Annotated in this window: 15 protein-coding genes; 7 read left to right on the top strand and 8 right to left on the bottom strand. The window is 37.2% G+C overall.

Annotated elements, in window-relative coordinates; genetic code table 11:
- Positions 1-7 precede the first annotated feature (7 nt).
- The 4 genes from BGO84_RS07985 to BGO84_RS08000 all read right to left on the bottom strand — a co-directional run bounded on the left by BGO84_RS07985 (position 8) and on the right by BGO84_RS08000 (position 5,925).
- On the bottom strand, positions 8-1,528 hold the full coding sequence (locus BGO84_RS07985; RefSeq protein WP_291028731.1) for a hypothetical protein: 1,521 nt from the start codon (positions 1,526-1,528) through the stop codon (positions 8-10).
- Entirely contained in the window at positions 1,528-2,616 is a 1,089-nt protein-coding gene (locus tag BGO84_RS07990) for a Wzz/FepE/Etk N-terminal domain-containing protein (RefSeq protein WP_291028732.1), read from the bottom strand. Before BGO84_RS07990 ends, BGO84_RS07985 begins: the two co-directional genes overlap by 1 nt.
- Before the next feature lies 1 nt (position 2,617).
- Positions 2,618-5,035 carry an SLBB domain-containing protein gene (locus tag BGO84_RS07995; RefSeq protein ID WP_291028733.1) on the bottom strand — a complete coding sequence of 806 codons (2,418 nt, stop codon included), beginning with the start codon at positions 5,033-5,035 and terminating at the stop codon, positions 2,618-2,620.
- Between the two features lie 299 nt (positions 5,036-5,334).
- Positions 5,335-5,925: a D-sedoheptulose 7-phosphate isomerase gene (locus BGO84_RS08000; protein WP_291028734.1), complete on the bottom strand. Its 591-nt coding sequence runs from the start codon at positions 5,923-5,925 to the stop codon at positions 5,335-5,337.
- Positions 5,926-6,057: 132 nt separating this feature from the next.
- On the opposite strand from BGO84_RS08000, the gene BGO84_RS08005 reads away from it, so the two are divergent.
- Positions 6,058-6,981 (top strand): SPOR domain-containing protein, encoded by a 924-nt coding sequence (locus tag BGO84_RS08005; protein ID WP_291028735.1) that lies wholly within the window; start codon positions 6,058-6,060, stop codon positions 6,979-6,981.
- Positions 6,982-7,055: 74 nt separating this feature from the next.
- On the opposite strand, the gene upp is transcribed toward BGO84_RS08005, so the two are convergent.
- The 3 genes from upp to BGO84_RS08020 all read right to left on the bottom strand — a co-directional run bounded on the left by upp (position 7,056) and on the right by BGO84_RS08020 (position 9,220).
- The gene (upp, locus tag BGO84_RS08010) at positions 7,056-7,712 is read right to left on the bottom strand and encodes a uracil phosphoribosyltransferase (RefSeq protein WP_135104806.1); all 657 of its coding nucleotides are present in this window, start codon (positions 7,710-7,712) and stop codon (positions 7,056-7,058) included.
- 63 nt (positions 7,713-7,775) lie between these two features.
- Positions 7,776-8,522, bottom strand: coding sequence for a shikimate dehydrogenase (locus tag BGO84_RS08015; protein WP_291028736.1), 747 nt, complete (start codon positions 8,520-8,522; stop codon positions 7,776-7,778).
- Positions 8,523-8,602: 80 nt separating this feature from the next.
- Complete coding sequence (locus tag BGO84_RS08020) at positions 8,603-9,220, bottom strand: OmpH family outer membrane protein (RefSeq protein WP_135104808.1); 618 nt, start codon at positions 9,218-9,220, stop codon at positions 8,603-8,605.
- 210 nt (positions 9,221-9,430) lie between these two features.
- Here BGO84_RS08020 and BGO84_RS08025 point away from each other — a divergent pair, with 210 nt between their 5' ends.
- The 4 genes from BGO84_RS08025 to BGO84_RS08040 all read left to right on the top strand — a co-directional run bounded on the left by BGO84_RS08025 (position 9,431) and on the right by BGO84_RS08040 (position 14,670).
- Positions 9,431-10,888: an aminoacyl-histidine dipeptidase gene (locus BGO84_RS08025; protein ID WP_291028737.1), complete on the top strand. Its 1,458-nt coding sequence runs from the start codon at positions 9,431-9,433 to the stop codon at positions 10,886-10,888.
- A gap of 178 nt (positions 10,889-11,066) precedes the next feature.
- Positions 11,067-11,795: a DsbA family oxidoreductase gene (locus tag BGO84_RS08030; RefSeq protein ID WP_291028738.1), complete on the top strand. Its 729-nt coding sequence runs from the start codon at positions 11,067-11,069 to the stop codon at positions 11,793-11,795.
- 399 nt (positions 11,796-12,194) lie between these two features.
- Positions 12,195-13,652 (top strand): choice-of-anchor Q domain-containing protein, encoded by a 1,458-nt coding sequence (locus BGO84_RS08035; RefSeq protein WP_291028739.1) that lies wholly within the window; start codon positions 12,195-12,197, stop codon positions 13,650-13,652.
- A gap of 70 nt (positions 13,653-13,722) precedes the next feature.
- Positions 13,723-14,670, top strand: a complete 948-nt coding sequence (locus tag BGO84_RS08040) for a hypothetical protein (RefSeq protein ID WP_291028740.1) — start codon at positions 13,723-13,725, stop codon at positions 14,668-14,670.
- Position 14,671: 1 nt separating this feature from the next.
- Here BGO84_RS08040 and BGO84_RS08045 read toward each other — a convergent pair whose 3' ends face one another.
- A complete protein-coding gene (locus BGO84_RS08045; protein WP_135104813.1) occupies positions 14,672-15,145 on the bottom strand; it encodes a MarR family transcriptional regulator in 474 nt (157 codons plus the stop codon).
- Positions 15,146-15,299: 154 nt separating this feature from the next.
- Here BGO84_RS08045 and rpsF point away from each other — a divergent pair, with 154 nt between their 5' ends.
- Entirely contained in the window at positions 15,300-15,656 is a 357-nt protein-coding gene (gene rpsF, locus BGO84_RS08050) for a 30S ribosomal protein S6 (RefSeq protein ID WP_006843294.1), read from the top strand.
- A 3-nt stretch (positions 15,657-15,659) separates the two neighbouring features.
- Positions 15,660-15,926 carry a 30S ribosomal protein S18 gene (gene rpsR, locus BGO84_RS08055; RefSeq protein WP_006798740.1) on the top strand — a complete coding sequence of 89 codons (267 nt, stop codon included), beginning with the start codon at positions 15,660-15,662 and terminating at the stop codon, positions 15,924-15,926.
- The last annotated feature ends 16 nt before the right edge of the window (positions 15,927-15,942 follow it).

The following is a 15,942-nucleotide window of genomic DNA, read 5'->3' on the forward strand; positions in this document are numbered from 1 at the left end:
TACAAAATTATATTATCTTTTTTATCAAGGAAATAATATATATTCTTTCCTCTTTATTCATACCCAATAGATAAATAAAAACGAGAGAGCTTATTGTTGAAGAAATTAGAATTAATATGAGTCTTTCGATACTTTCATGCATTTTTAAATGGCATACTAATGGAATTAGGATGCTTGTTATCAAAGTAATGATGGAAGTGAATAGTACCTCCTTGATATATTCCTTGACAGTCATTTTAATGATTCTTTTTACAATAAAAATCCTTATAAAAACAGCAATAACGGATAAAGTTATAGATGTTATGAGAGCTGAACTCGGTTCTCCTCCTAATTTATAAAAAAGATAGGATAACGGAAAATTTAACAAGATAAGGCCTGAAACAAGGATTTGATAATTTCTTATCTTCCCGGTGGCTTGAATAACAACTCCCAATGTGTATGTAAATGATTCAACTAATGTTAGTAAAACAACTAACCTTGTTAGAATAACAGTATATTCAGGGACACTCTTTAACCATAAATGCAGTATCATCTTTGTTTCTAACAGAATAGGGATCGACAGTATCATCAACAGGAAAAAAGAAAACTTTCCTCCTCGAAATACTAAACTTTTCATTCTATCATAATCTTTGTTCGCATACGATTTTATTATCTGCGGATTTAGTGCTGTTGTAAAATTATTGGAGAAGTTGATCAGCGCATTATTTACCTGATAGGCAATGGCATTAGCAGCATTAACTACAGGGCCAAAGAAGATATTCATAAGAATGTTTACTCCTTGGTTTTTTAGCATTCCTGCCGATGAACCTAATAGGCTCCATGCTGAATAACCAATCATCTCCTTATAAAGTTGTTTTTCTCGACTAACAGCTATTGTATATTCCGAAAAATTGCGTTTGCAATAGATATGGATAAAGATGTAAACTCCAATAACAACAATAAGATTAAGAACTCCTAGTGTAATAAGTTTATCAAAAGTTGAGATCGTAATAAAATAAGCTATACATAACTTCAATATAACATCAGATATTCCTAAGTAAGCATATATATTCATCCGTTCATATGAAATAATTATTGCATATAGAGGTACTTGTGTTGTAGTTAGGAAAGCTGAAATTATAACAAACTGATAAATCACATTACAGGCAAATAGTCTCTCCGGTGGAATATTTAAAATGTTATTTACTAACCATAGGCCAATTGTTTCACAAAATAAAACAATAATAATACCCATGCAAAAGTGAATATTAAATGAGGTGCTGAAAATTTTTTTCACTTGTTCTTTGTTTTCTCCAGCTAACTCGAATGTTAAGAAGCGAGAAGAGGCTGCACCTAAGGCTCCATTCAGAAATGCAAATAAAGTAATAACTCCTGCAATAACATTATTTAATCCATAATCTACTATACCTAGTGTATTTAATATAACTCGGGATGTAAACAATGATACGAACATTGTTAGCATCATTCGAAAATATAGGAATAATGTATTTTTAGCTATGCGTTTATTATTATTAGAAACCGTTGTCATTAATTCTTATTAAATATTATAGTTTTTATATCCTTTTTTAGTATCCATATGCAGGATCCTATGAAAGAAAGAAATACAAATCCTATAACTATAATCTTCTTTTGAGGTTTAACCGGAAAAAGTGGTTGTACAGCAGATTGTACAATAGTAAATACAGGTGTGGTGTTTTGAACTTTTATTTTCGCCATTTGTAATTGTTGAGCTGTTTGATTATAAATGGAGTACGTTAGGCTAACCTCATTTTGTAATCTTTCCTGTGTTGTTCTATAACTTGCTGATACAACATTTATATTACCATCTACAAAAGCAGCAAGGCTAGCTTGAGCTTTATAATAATTCTCTTTTGATTCTTGATATAGTTTTTCTGCATATTGTAAATCTCTTCTGGCTTTTTCTGTTCTGTACTTGATAATATAAGTTTGCAAATAGGATGTTAGAGTGTCTGCTAAAAATGCAGAAATCTCAGGATTCTGCATTGTAACCTCTACTGTTGTTATTCCTGTTTTTTTATCAGAGTTGACATTGAATCTACCTCTTAGCGATTCTATCACAGCCATTTCTATTGGAGAGAGATATCTATTCTGGGTTGTATTAGGATCACTATTTAGAGCCCCGGCATTATTTGAAATAGAGGATAAGGTATTTAATAGTTTCGCTGGTATAGTTGTTACATTACTCCACCATGGATGTTTTTGGTATTCGCGCATATATGTCTTGAGAGGCATAGATGTTCCCTCCTCTTTTACTTCTACATCTAATAATCCTCTTAAAAATGAAGTGGAACTAAGAATAGTCGGATATAGGTTCGGTGAAGCTAATGCGTCTTTTTCGGGAGTATTATTAATGTTTATTCCAGCTAGTGCTGCTAAAGATCCCATTGTCCCTGTATTGCTTGACTGTGAGTCTGGAGTTAACAGGACAGTTGTCGTATATTCTTTCGGTATACTAAAAGCAACCACCAATCCGAAAATAAAACCTATACCAACAACTTTTAGTATAAACTTTTTCTTTAGCCAAATTTTCTTCCCTAATGCTAGCAGGTCAATTTCCTTTTCCTCTGATATATTATCTTGTCTTTGTTCTTTCATTTTACTTGCTCAAATTATTTATTAATAAAGCAATGACAGAAGCCATAGATGTAACACTAGTCCCAATGCTTAATATCTGACCTAATGACATTTTATCCTTTTGATCTTTCGATGGGACAACAATATTACATCCGGGTTGGATTGCATCTCTATTTGAACCCTTTACCTTTGCAACAGTTCCATTCATATATACGATGTATGCTCTTTTCTTTTCTGCCAAATCACTGTATCCTCCAGCCTGATTAATGTAATAAGATACTTTCTGTCCTTTCTTGTATAGAACAGTATTTGGGTACATAACGGAGCCATTTATTCTTACTGTATTATCATATTCCGGTACAATCAGTTGATCTCCCTCACGAAGAACAAGGTCATATTCTGATTTTGGATTTGCAATGGCTTTGTCCAATTCTATACCTACTGAGTAATAAGGATTAATGTTTAATAAATCTGTAGAAATAGAGTCTTTCAGTCCCTTAGATAGGGCTTGCATAGCTTTTCTTTCTTCAGTCATTTCCATTATTGTTTTTTCTCTTAACAATCGTGCTCCGGCAGAAAATGCGTGGGGGGTTAAATTACCAGCTCTTTTTACAATATCCGAAAGCCTTTCAGTTTTTTCCTTCAAAGCATATTTGCCCGGAAATAGAACTTCGCCCGCAATTTCTATATTTCTTTGTTCGATATATCCCGGACTACGTCTTACATAAACTTGATCGTATGGATTCAATACAAAATCGGGTGGACCATCTACTACTAATCCATTCTTTATATTAAATGTATAAATATCAGCTATCACATTTGGGCTCTCAATACTTAACGGGTCAACAATCCTTCTCGAAACATCTACTTTTGCTAAAGAGGCTGACTTTAGAAGTCCTCCTGCTTTGATGATTAAATCTTCGATACTTGTTCCTTCTGCATAGTCGTATTCACCGGGAACCTGTACATCTCCATAAATGGTGAAGCTGCCTAATTCAACTAATACGCTATCTGAAGCTACGAGAAGCATATCATTCTTCTTCAGATTGATATCAGCGGTACGGCCTTCTAGAAGATTTTTCAGGTTGATGGGAACTGTTTCACGAGTTAAGTCAGCCTTTTCCCTTGTGAGTATCGCTCTGTTGAGGAATGCATTTTCTTTAATGCCTCCGGCTTTTTCGATTAGATTCTTTATTGTTTTTATCTGTTCGCCCACTTCATAGTAACCGGGTCTGAATACAGCACCTTTTATTTCAACTCTATTGTCAAACTGATTTAATCCCGCACTGACAAAGATACTATCTTTATCGTCCAATATGAAGTTCTCAAAATCTTTTGAACTAACAGTATAGGCTTTATCGTATTTCCCTGTCTTTCTGGTAATATCTATTTTTTCTTTGTATGCATCACCCGTAAAACCTCCCGAATATTTGATTAGGTCTGAAAGGGTTTCGGTTACTGTCATCTCATAAAACATAGGGCGTTTTATTTTCCCTACTATCTCTACAAGAGATATATATGGAGGAACCATAATAATATCTCCGTCCATCAAACGGGTTTCGCCACTTGCATTCCCATTCAATAGGTACTGATAGATGTCTATTGTTTTTATGAGCTTACCTTTACGATACAGTTGAATAGAACGTAAAGAACCGATGTCATTTATCCCTCCTGCATTGTATAAAGCATGAAATACCGATGAGAGAGAAGATAAAGCATATGTACCCGGTACAGCGACCTCTCCTAATATGTTTATCTGAATAGTACGTATTTGGCCTAAAGTAAGTTTTATTTGGGAAGACCCTCCTTCATTACCGATGCCTGAATAAACACTCGAAAACTTTTGTTGTATATAAGAGTTTGCTTCTCTTATTGTCATTCCGTTTAAGTAAACAGGGCCAAGCCTGTCTACCACAATACTCCCCTCCGGAGAAATTATTTGTTGCAGTGATGCTTGAGATGCCCCCCAGATATCAATGACTATTTCATCACCGGGTCCTAATTTATAATCTTCGGGCGTCGGGATATTCATATTAGGTAGAAATGAAAGATTCTTTTGGTTGAATATATTTTTACCGAAAATTACAGGTTTGTTATCTTCTAAAAGGCCATATTCTCGTTGGTATTCCAACAGTCTGGCTATGGAGTCATTCCTAAGAGCATACGTTTCACTCGTTACGTCTTTTCTGAGTGTTGGTCTGCTTGTAGGGGTGTTTATATTGCTGGTATTCTGATTTTGCTGATTTACCTGACTTTTTATCCTTAATAGCTGGTCTTGAGTTGCTCCCCGCTTCAAAAGTTCGGTAGCAATCATTTGTTGGGAAGTTCCTTTGGCTGCCTCTGTTTTAACATATTCTATGACCTGTGAGTCGGACATCTGGGCAAACAACAGGTTTCCTGAAATTAATGAAATAAAAAAATAAAGAATAACTCTTTTCATATATTTAAAATATTAAAGGCTTAAAGCAATGACTCTAGATTTTCTATGTTAATTTGTCTTGAAGGTTTATATTTTAGTACACAATTCAATAATCTATAAATATCCTTTTGCAATAACCATCAGCGTGTATTTAGGTGCCTGTCAGATGGTTCTGGGGTGATCCATTTTGATATTGTGTCTTGATCATACAATATTTGTTATTTTTAACGTTACAAATGTAGCTAATTTTTAAGTTAAAACAATTTTAGATAATTATATATTGGTATCCGGAGTCGGTTTTAATACAATCAAGATTGAGGCTACTTTTGATTTCCAAATAACTCTTCTTCAACGATACAGCAAATAATATGAGCTATTAGTATATGTGATTCCTGTATCCTTGGAGTTTCCTCCGACGGAACTTTTATACAAATATCACATAGTTCAGAAGCTTTGCCTCCTGATTTACCCGTCAAAACTATAGATTTTATACCTTTTTCTTTACATGCATGTAGTGCCCTGACAATGTTTTCGGAGTTACCGGATGTTGTAAGACCGATAAAAATATCGCCTTCTGCACCTTGAGCATGCACTTGTCTCTCAAAAAGCCTGTCGAATCCGTAGTCGTTTCCTATTGCTGTTATAATAGATGTATCAGTTGATAATGCTATGGAAGGGATTCCGGGTCTATCGAAATAAAATCGGCTAACAAACTCCCCGGCTATATGTTGTGCGTCTGCAGCACTTCCTCCATTTCCTGCAATCAGTGTTTTTTTACCTCTTTTATAAGCATCCACTGTTGCTGTAGCAGCATCTTTGATACTTGCTATGATAGCAGGATTGGATAGTATAGATTCCTTTACAGAGATAGACTTTCGGATGTGCTCTGTAATAATTTGTTCAAGTTCCATATTCTGTTTTAGCTAATTAGTCCCAAAAGTAACTTTTTTTTAACAATTTTCACGGTTAATTGTTAGTAACTTTTTAAATAAAAGAGAACATCATCTTTTTCATTTCTACAACTTATAATTATCTTTGCCTCTATGGAAAACAAAGTCTTTACATATTTAGAATTTGCCTTGCCAATCCATAACTGTGTGATTATACCGGAGTTGGGTGGGTTTATTGTCAATCAGGAGGAACCATTGCATCATGTTGATGTTAATGTGTGCGTACCCGGATATATGATAACTTTCAACCCTGATCTGAAGCATGATGATGGTGTAATCGTCTCTTATTATATAAGATACGGGAAAATGACATATAATGCTGCATTGCAAAAAATAAAAGATTTTGTTAAAGGCTTAAAACAAGAACTTTCTACTCAAAAGCCTTTAACTTGTGGAAGATTGGGTAGCTTATATATGAATAAGGAAGGTAAACTTTTGTTCGAGGCTAATCCATCTTTTGTGTTTCCATCTCTTTATGGTCTTACCGCTGTAGGGTTAAGTAATCTGTCGGATATAAATAGACGGGAGTCTGCTTCGAGAAAAAACTTTCCGGTTAAATATACGCTCGGAAGTGTTGCCGCTGCCTTGGTTGCAATGTTTTTATTCACTGTACCATCAGCAAATGTAAGTAATAATACAGGTTTACAAGGTGCCATACCTCAGCATTCAGGCTTTATCTATTCCCTTGCAGAACAAGTAAAACCATTGTTGGAAGCTGATTCTGTTAAAGTCCTAGAAACCAGGGTGGATAGCAAAGAGCCTGAAGCTCAGCCTCAATCTTTACGTACATACTATATCATTGTAGGGGGAGAGGATACGCAATCCAGAGCAGAACGTTTGTTGGATAAGATTAAGAAGGGTGGTCTTCAAAGTGTAAATATCTTAGAGGCAGGAGGTCGTTTCCGTATCTATGTAGCTTCATTCTCTGATAAGCCTGAAGCCGAAGGCTTTTTGGACACATTCCGTAAAGAGAATCCAAAATACGAAACAGCTTGGTTGTATTCCAAAAGGAACTAATTAGTAGAGCGATATATAGCAAAAAAAGAGGAAAGATAAGTCTTTCCTCTTTTTTGATTTTATAAATATCGTATTTATTCTTTTTCTCCGTATGCCAAATCTCCGGCATCACCTAATCCGGGAACGATATATGCCGACTCGTTCAGTTCGGGATCGATAGCCGCAGCCCATATTGTAGTCTTTTCCTGAGGGAAGTTTTTTGCACAATAATCAATAGCTTGCTTACTTGCTATTATAGTAGCTATATGTACATGGCTTGGCTCACCTTTGGTCAATAGCGCCTGATACGATAAATCCATACTGCCGCCTGTAGCTAACATCGGGTCGGTGAGAATCAAAACCTTATTCTCTATTTGTGGAGAAGCGATGTATTCGATGTGGATATGAAAACTTTGATGGTTTTCTCTGTATTTCCTGTAGGCAGAAACAAAAGCATTCTCCGCTTTGTCGAAGCATTCTAGAAATCCATGATGAAAAACAAGTCCTGCACGAAGTATTGTAGCGATAACGATAGGGTCGGTAGGCACATTTGTGATCGATGTACCCAGAGGTGTTTGAGTTTCGAGCGGCGCGTAATTCAGTGTTTTACTGATCTCATAAGCCATTGTTTCTCCTATGCGTTCAACATTTCGTCTGAAACGCATGCTATCCTTCTGGATGTCTACATCGCGCAACTCGCTGACAAAACGATTGAGGATAGTGTTTTGCTCTGAAAGATTTATAATTCTCATCTTGATTTTTGACTTTAAAGGTATAAGTTTTCTTTCACATTTCTATTTGTCTTACGAAGGAATTTATTCATTCCATATTTTCCATGCTGCAATGGCTTGCAGCTCGAGCATTTGGGCTCCGTTTTTTATGCTAGCCTTATTCTCTTTGCCCAGACTCAGAAACTTTGTTTCAGCCGGATTATACACCAGATCGAACAGTAGGTGTCTGTCTGTGAGTAGGGTATATGGGATATCGGGGGCATTGTCTACGTCCGGAAAAGTACCCAGTGGCGATGTGTTGACGATGACGGTATATTTCTCCATTACCTGTGAGTCGATATCGCTGTATGACAATTGTCCTTCACTCGGAGTTCTCGATACATATATCCACTCTATGCCTAGTGCATCTAACGCTCCTTTTACCGCCTTGGATGCACCGCCTGTTCCTAATATCAATGCTTTTTTATGGATAGCCATATTGATAAGTGGCCTGATAGACTCCTGAAATCCGATAATGTCGGAGTTGTATCCGATCAATCTTGTTGCATTGTTTTTGTCTCGGATTACTTTTACTACATTTACAGCCCCGATACTTTCAGCCCCTTTGTCGAGCCCATCGAGGTATGGTATTATTTTTTCTTTGTATGGGATTGTTACATTCAGACCTTTAAGGTTTGGATAGTTGCGGATAATATCAGTAAATTGAGAGATATCTTCAATCTCAAAATTGAGATACTCTGCATCAATGCCCTCCTTTTCGAATTTCTCGGTAAAGAATTTCTTGGAAAATGAGTGTTTCAGAGGGTATCCGATTAGTCCATACGTGTCCATAATGCTAATTTTTTCTCTATACTGCAAAAAAATAGGATAACTCCAATTTGGTGTTACCCTATTTTTAAATCATTTACCTATTACTTAGAAGCTTCAGGTTTGTAGCGGCTATTCAACAGGGTTATCACCTTCTGTGTAATATCATAACCATCTTTGGCTAACAGAACATTATCCAAACCTGTATTGCTAAATATCATTTGGTAGTTGGCTGTTTTGTTCATCTCCTTCAATATCAGGCGAACAGAATCGGCCATCTGTGTATTTACTTTTTGCTGTTCTCTCAGATAATCTTCTTGCAATTTTTGAGCCATTGCATGCAAGTCGCTTTCCAATTTTTGGATACGTGCAGCTTCTTGTTGTGCTCTTTCTTGGCTTAAGAATGCATTGTTTTGAACTTTTCTCTGAAATTCTGCGCCTTCGGCTTCTAGTTGTCTTTGCTTTTGGGTAAGAGTAGCATTTGAACTATTGTACTTTTTCATCAACGCATCATTCGCATCTTTAGCATAATTGTAGTTTATCAAAAGTGAATCTACATTTACATAAGCTATAGGAAGCATGCCGGTAGAGTCTCCTTTTGTGAATGTGAGAGATGAGTCTTCAGTTCCTGTGTTTCCCTTATTAGATGTGAAAAATAAAATGAAAAGGACGATTATTGCAACAGCAAAAACGCCATTAATAATGTAAGAGATATTTTTCATTTATAAAAACATTTAGTTAATCTTATCCTGTAGCAAAAAACAAGGCGCAATTATGCCTGTGTTTTTTAACGACTTGGCAAAGATATATCTTTATGTTAAAACAACATCAATTTTAAACCTTTAAAAGTTGTAAAAAAATTGCATTTTAAGGTATATCTCTTTAATTTTATATGTTATTATGAAAGTGTAAGTAATAATTAAAATATTAATATGACAATTAAAGATTTAAAACCGAGTGGTATATGGAATTATTTCCACGAAATAACTCAAATTCCGAGACCTTCTAAAAAAGAAGAAAAAATAATCGCCTACCTATTAGAATTCGCAAAAAAACATAACCTGCAAGCCAAAAAAGACGATGCAGGCAACGTTTTGATAACAAAACCAGCAACCAAGGGTAAAGAAAATCTTCCGACCGTAATACTTCAAGGGCATGTGGATATGGTGTGCGAGAAAAATAGCGGAACCAAGCACGATTTCGACAATGATCCGATAGAAACCTATATAGATGGAGATTGGCTCAAAGCCAAAGGAACAACTCTGGGTGCTGATAATGGCATGGGTGTTGCTGCTGCTTTGACTATCTTGGCTTCGGATACAATAGAGCATGGCAAGCTCGAATGTTTGTTTACTGTAGATGAAGAAACAGGTTTGACAGGGGCGTATGCTTTAGGAAAAGATTTCCTTACCGGAGATGTGCTTATCAATCTGGATACAGAAGAAGAAGGTGAAATATATATAGGATGTGCCGGAGGTAAGATTACCACTGTTACATTTACATATAAGAAAGAAGAAGTACCCGCCAATTATTTCTGGTTCAAAGTACAAGTAAATGGATTGAACGGAGGACACTCCGGAGCAGAAATCCATAAAGGATTGGGTAATGCCAATAAGATATTGAACCGCTACTTGTGGGAGCTCAATAAAAAACAAGATTTGGTGCTTGCCGAGATCGACGGAGGAAATCTTCACAATGCTATTGCCCGCGAGGCTTACGCTATTGCCGGAGTACCATACAGCAAGAAGGAAGATGTAATCGTAGAATTGAATACATTGGTTCCGCAAATTGAGGGCGAACTGAAGGTTGTAGACCCGAATGTAAAAATGACGGTGTCTTCGACTGATACACCTGCTTTTGTGATCGATAAGGAAACAACCGGCAATTTGCTGAATGCAATTTATGCTTGTCCCCATGGCGTATTGGCGATGAGTCATGAAATACCCGATTTGGTAGAAACTTCTACAAATCTGGCTTCTATAAAAATGAAGGAGGGTAATACAATTGTGATAACAACAAGCCAAAGAAGCTCTACCAATTCGTTGAAAGATGATGCTGGTAATATTGTAAATGCAGTATTTACATTGGCTAAAGCTGAGGTTGTGCATTCGGCAGGATATCCCGGATGGAAGCCAAATCCGGACTCTAAAGTATTGGCAGTAGCTAAGAAGGCATACGAAAGCCTGTATGGTAAAGAGCCTGAAATAATGGCTATACATGCCGGATTGGAATGCGGTCTGTTCTTGGAGAAATATCCGCATTTGGATATGATTTCATGTGGTCCGACAATTCGTAACGCGCACTCTCCCGAAGAACAGATAGAAATCCCTTCTGTTGCCAAATGGTGGCCTTTCTTATTGGAAGTGTTGAAGAATATTCCGGCTAAATAATAGCGGAAAGCCGGTTTTAAGAATACGAGTATGGGTGTGTGTAAAAAGTGACTTTGATCGTAAAGATTTACTTTTGACACACGCTCATATCTTTTTTTCTCTTTTTTTAAGTAGCCAAGTAACAAATCCAGTTGTATATTGTTTTTATTACTTACGTATTAATTAAATCAATTGAATTATGGATAAAATGAAAATAGATATATGGTCGGATATAGCTTGTCCGCATTGCTATATTGGAAAGCGTAGACTCGAAAAAGCTTTGGAGCAATTCCCGCATCGTAAGAATGTAGAACTTGTGTGGCACAGCTATGAATTAGATCCTAGCTTACCCAAAAAGGCCGGAACACAATCCATTTACAGTTATTTTGCCAAGAAGTTTGCTATGTCCGAAGATGAGGCTCGCCGTACGCAGGCCAAAGTGGCGCAGATGGCTAAGGGAGTTGGGTTGGACTATGACTTCGATAATCTCGTTGTGGTTAGTACATCCGATGCTTTGAGATTGGTGAAACTGGCAAAGGAGTCTGGTTTGGGAACTGAGGCCGAAGAAGTTTTGTTTGATGCTTATTTTGTCAAAGGTCAGAATATAAGCGACCCTGCTGTGTTGGTACAGTTAGGTACAAGCATCGGTCTGCAAGAATCTGAAATCTTGGCTATGCTCGATAGTGATAAATATCTTTCGGAGATAAAGAAGGATATAGAATACAGCGAGAATGAGCTTGGATTGGAATATATTCCTTTCTATTTGTTTAATAATAAGCAAGTGGTGCAAGGCTCTATCCCTGTGGAAGACTATCTCAAAGTGCTGAATGAGGCTTATGCCGAGTGGGAAGGCAGCGGAGTTTCGTCCGAAAAAGGAGAAGTCATAAGCGGGCAATCGTGCTCGATAGACGGAGTATGCAGCTTGTAGAGATCTGATATATAAAAGAGGCTGTCTGGTAGTTTTTACTGTTTTTTGTCATATTGGATGTCTTGAACATCTTGAATTGGATATCGGGAGAGGAAAGTGAAGATAATGACAAAGAAGCACTGATGAGAAAAACTATAAGACAGCCTCTTTTCTTGTGATACTAAGACTTTTTGTATAATATTGTCGTCGGATAATGCTAATTGTTTAACGCACAATTTTTTATATTTATAATTATCTAGTAGAAGAGGCTTAGTTACCGAATGTAAAAGGTGACAGATAAAAATAATAGAAAAAGTGTTACTTTTGTTACTTTTTAACAATCAGTGAAATTAAAGTTGTTGTATAACAGTCGAATACGAAATAATCAAAAAGTAACACCAAACTTAATAACTGTAACAAATGAAATATAGAGTAGTAGAGCTAGCCAAGATTAATATCTTTTCTTCATTTATGAAGTCCATCGGAGCTTCTGTTGTGCTAGTCTTGTTTCTTATGTTATTTAATAGTTGTCAGGAGGGTAATGACTTTTCGGATAGCGAAGAACTCACACTCTCATTCTCTAATGATACAATTCGTTTCGATACCGTTTTTACAACCTTGGGCTCGGCTACAAAACAGTTTAAGATATATAACAGAAACAATAACTCACTAACCATACAATCCATCGAATTGGTGAACGCTTCAAAAAGCGGTTTCCGTATGAACATCGACGGCGAAAAAGGAACCAAGCTCACCAATGTGGATATACTGAAAAAAGACAGTCTGTACGGATTTATTGAGGTAACGGTAGATCCCACCAATACAAAGAACCCGCTGCTGATAAGGGATTCGATTCGTCTGGTTGTGAATGGCAACATACAGTATGTGCAGTTGGAGGCCGTGGGGCAAGATGTATATATCTGGAAAGACAAAGTGGTGACAACCGACTCGGTGATAACAGATGATAAACCACTGCTTATATATAATTCGCTTACAATAAATAAAGGTGTGACTCTCGATGTACAAAAAGGAACAACTTTCTTCTTGCGGAACAATGCTTCTGTAGATATATATGGTAGTGTCATAGCGCAAGGAACGGTACAAGAACCGATTGTTTTCAGGGGAAGCCGCTTTGATAATATAGACGGAAATATACCATACGATAATACTCCCGGACAATGGAGCGGGATAACTTTCCATGCCGAGAGTTATGGCAATGTCCTCAATAATGTAATTGTAAAAAATGCAGTGCGGGGAGTAACATTTTCGGCGGCAGATATCCAATACAAGAAAGCTGAATTTGCAAACACAATTGTACAGAATACATCAGAGTATGGCTTGTTGGCGATAAACTGTTATATAAACTTTCAGAATTGCTTGTTTGCCAATTCAAAAGGTGCGGCTGTTTCGTTGATCGGCGGGAAATATAGTTTCTTACATTGCACGCTGGCTAATTATTATAGATGGTCGATGCGTCAAAAGGAGTGTCTGGCTATCGGGAATGTGTATGAGGGAAAGGCTTATGATTTGGATAAATGCGATTTTATCAACTCTATTGTATCCGGCTCAGCTTCGGGTGAACTGCTGCTAAGTGATGTTAGTACAGTTGGATACAACTATAGATTTCAGAACTGCCTGATTAAAGCCAGTGAACAAAAGAATGAGCACTTTGTAAATACTGTGTGGAACGCAGATCCATTGTTTGTAAATATAAACAATAATAAGGATTACTCTTATAATTTCGAACTGCAAGCCACATCACCTGCTATCGGTAAGGCAGACAGATCTTACTCGTTGCTACTGCCTTATGATCTAAAAGGACGTTCGAGACTTGCGGATACCGATCCTGATATTGGTTGCTATGAACGGGGTGAGTAAAAGGCTGTTGTTCTTGGTTCTTTTGTGTGCCTTCGTCTTGTTTTTGACGGCGCAGGAAAAGTTTCGGGTTATGTTCTATAACGTTGAAAACCTGTACGACACAAAAGATAATCCGGCTACAAATGATGATGAATTCACTCCTGGCGGACAGTTGCATTGGACTAATTATCGCTATTGGCAGAAGTTGCATAACATAAGCAAAGTCATATCTTCGGTAGGTGAGGGATATCCTCCGGCCATAGTGGGGTTGTGCGAAGTAGAGAACGACTCTGTTCTTTATCATCTTACAAAGCGAACCGCATTACAGAAACATAAATATGAATACGTGATCACTCGGTCGAAAGACCTGAGAGGTTCAAATGTTGCCCTTCTTTATCAACGTGATCAGATAAAGATACTGAGCCGGAAATCATATACGCCCGATTTGGGGGACTCGGTACGCTCTACCAGAGATATATTGCATGTTACGGGTAAGGTAATCAATGGCACGTTGTTAGATGTTTTTATTTGTCACTTTCCATCACGGCGTGAAGGTATCCGCAAGACCAGACCGCACCGTATAAAGTGCGCCCAACTGTTGAAACATAAAGTAGACAGTGTCTTGCACCTTCGTAAAGGCGCTAACATCATCATTATGGGAGACTTTAACGACTACCCGAATGATGTAAGTATGTCCGAAGTGCTCGGAGGAAAAAGAATCGAATCCGATATCTCAGCTAAAGGTTTGTATAACCTTCTTTACGACAGGATTGACAAAAAGGGAGCAGGCTCTTACAAGTATAAGGGTAAATGGGGTTTTATTGATCAAATAGTTGTCAATGGAAACCTGTTAGAAAAAGGAGGAAAGGTATTTGTAAAAGATAAAACCGTACACGTTTTTTCGGCTGAATTCTTGTTAGAGGCAGACAATAAAAAGTATGGTGGACAAAAACCGTTCAGGACCTACTCAGGCTTCAAATATCTTGGTGGATACAGTGATCATTTACCTATTTATATGGATCTGCTTATCAGTCCCTGATCTATTTGTCGTCCAAGGCTTGACTTACGTTGCCGAACACCGCGGCAAGCAGTACTCTTACCTGTTTTAGTCCCTCTTCGTCTATTCCGTCGAGTGCGGCTTCCATGGTCGTGTAAACAGCTTTTCCGGCTTTTTCCTTGATCGACTTACCTAAATCGGTGAGATAGATAAGGTTGGATCGACGATCGCTAACCGAAGCATTGCGATACACCAGATTTTGTTTTGTAAGATTATCTAGCAGGCGTGTCATACTAGGCTTATCCTTGAATGTTGAATTACATAACGTCTGTTGTGTAACCCCGTCTTCGCGCCACAGAAAAGCAAGGACAGTCCATTGTTCGGGAGTGATATCCAGTCCTTCTTTTTTGAAGTTCCTGTACATCATCCTGTTTATGGCCATCGATACTTTACCGTTAATAATGGGAAATATCAGGTCCAAATCCTGATCTAAGTTCAATGTTTCCTCGGTCTTCATGCATGTTCGTTTTCTGATTTTCATCACAAAAATAAGATAAGAAGTTGGTAAGTACAACAATTTTTGACAGTTTAGCATTTGTTGTTTTGATAAAAAAGCCTATCTTTGCACCTCATTTGTAAAAATGTATGTTTAATTTATAATTAATTAATTTATGAACAATTACGAAACCGTTTTCATTTTAACTCCCGTTTTGTCTGATGTTCAGATGAAGGAAGCGGTAGAAAAATTCAAGACTCTTTTGGTCAATGAAGGGGCCAAAATAGTAAGTGAAGAAAACTGGGGACTTCGCAAATTGGCTTATCCAATTCAGAAGAAATCAACCGGTTTTTATGCGATGTTAGAGTTCGAAGCTGATCCGTCTGTTATCGCTAAACTTGAAATTAACTTCCGTCGCGACGAGCGTGTGATCCGTTTCTTGACTTTCCGTCAAGACAAGTTCTCTCACGAGTACGCATTGAAGAGAAGAAGTTTAAAATCATCTAAAAAAGAAGAAGTAAAGGAGAATTAAGCTATGGCACAACAATCAGAAATCAGATATTTGACTCCGCCTTCAGTTGATGTGAAGAAAAAGAAATATTGCCGTTTCAAAAAGAATGGTATTAAATACATCGACTACAAAGACCCTGAGTTTTTAAAGAAATTCCTTAACGAACAAGGAAAAATTCTTCCTCGTCGTATTACAGGTACATCATTGAAATTCCAACGTCGTGTTGCACAAGCTGTAAAGAGAGCTCGCCATTTGGCTTTGCTTCCTTACGTAACAGACTTAATGAAATAAATAAGGAGGAGTAAGA

The organism is Dysgonomonas sp. 37-18 (genome assembly GCF_001899125.1).
Taxonomy (GTDB): domain Bacteria; phylum Bacteroidota; class Bacteroidia; order Bacteroidales; family Dysgonomonadaceae; genus Dysgonomonas.

Coding starts and splice junctions, on each gene's coding strand:
- BGO84_RS08030 (WP_291028738.1), top strand. CDS start 11,067: ATGGATAAAATGAAAATAGATATATGGTCGGATATAGCTTGTCCGCAT.
- BGO84_RS08000 (WP_291028734.1), bottom strand. CDS start 5,925: ATGGAACTTGAACAAATTATTACAGAGCACATCCGAAAGTCTATCTCT.
- rpsR (WP_006798740.1), top strand. CDS start 15,660: ATGGCACAACAATCAGAAATCAGATATTTGACTCCGCCTTCAGTTGAT.
- BGO84_RS08020 (WP_135104808.1), bottom strand. CDS start 9,220: ATGAAAAATATCTCTTACATTATTAATGGCGTTTTTGCTGTTGCAATA.
- BGO84_RS08015 (WP_291028736.1), bottom strand. CDS start 8,522: ATGGACACGTATGGACTAATCGGATACCCTCTGAAACACTCATTTTCC.
- BGO84_RS08025 (WP_291028737.1), top strand. CDS start 9,431: ATGACAATTAAAGATTTAAAACCGAGTGGTATATGGAATTATTTCCAC.
- BGO84_RS08040 (WP_291028740.1), top strand. CDS start 13,723: ATGTTCTATAACGTTGAAAACCTGTACGACACAAAAGATAATCCGGCT.
- BGO84_RS07990 (WP_291028732.1), bottom strand. CDS start 2,616: ATGAAAGAACAAAGACAAGATAATATATCAGAGGAAAAGGAAATTGAC.
- rpsF (WP_006843294.1), top strand. CDS start 15,300: ATGAACAATTACGAAACCGTTTTCATTTTAACTCCCGTTTTGTCTGAT.
- BGO84_RS08005 (WP_291028735.1), top strand. CDS start 6,058: ATGGAAAACAAAGTCTTTACATATTTAGAATTTGCCTTGCCAATCCAT.
- BGO84_RS07995 (WP_291028733.1), bottom strand. CDS start 5,035: ATGAAAAGAGTTATTCTTTATTTTTTTATTTCATTAATTTCAGGAAAC.
- BGO84_RS08045 (WP_135104813.1), bottom strand. CDS start 15,145: ATGAAGACCGAGGAAACATTGAACTTAGATCAGGATTTGGACCTGATA.
- BGO84_RS07985 (WP_291028731.1), bottom strand. CDS start 1,528: ATGACAACGGTTTCTAATAATAATAAACGCATAGCTAAAAATACATTA.
- upp (WP_135104806.1), bottom strand. CDS start 7,712: ATGAGAATTATAAATCTTTCAGAGCAAAACACTATCCTCAATCGTTTT.
- BGO84_RS08035 (WP_291028739.1), top strand. CDS start 12,195: ATGAAATATAGAGTAGTAGAGCTAGCCAAGATTAATATCTTTTCTTCA.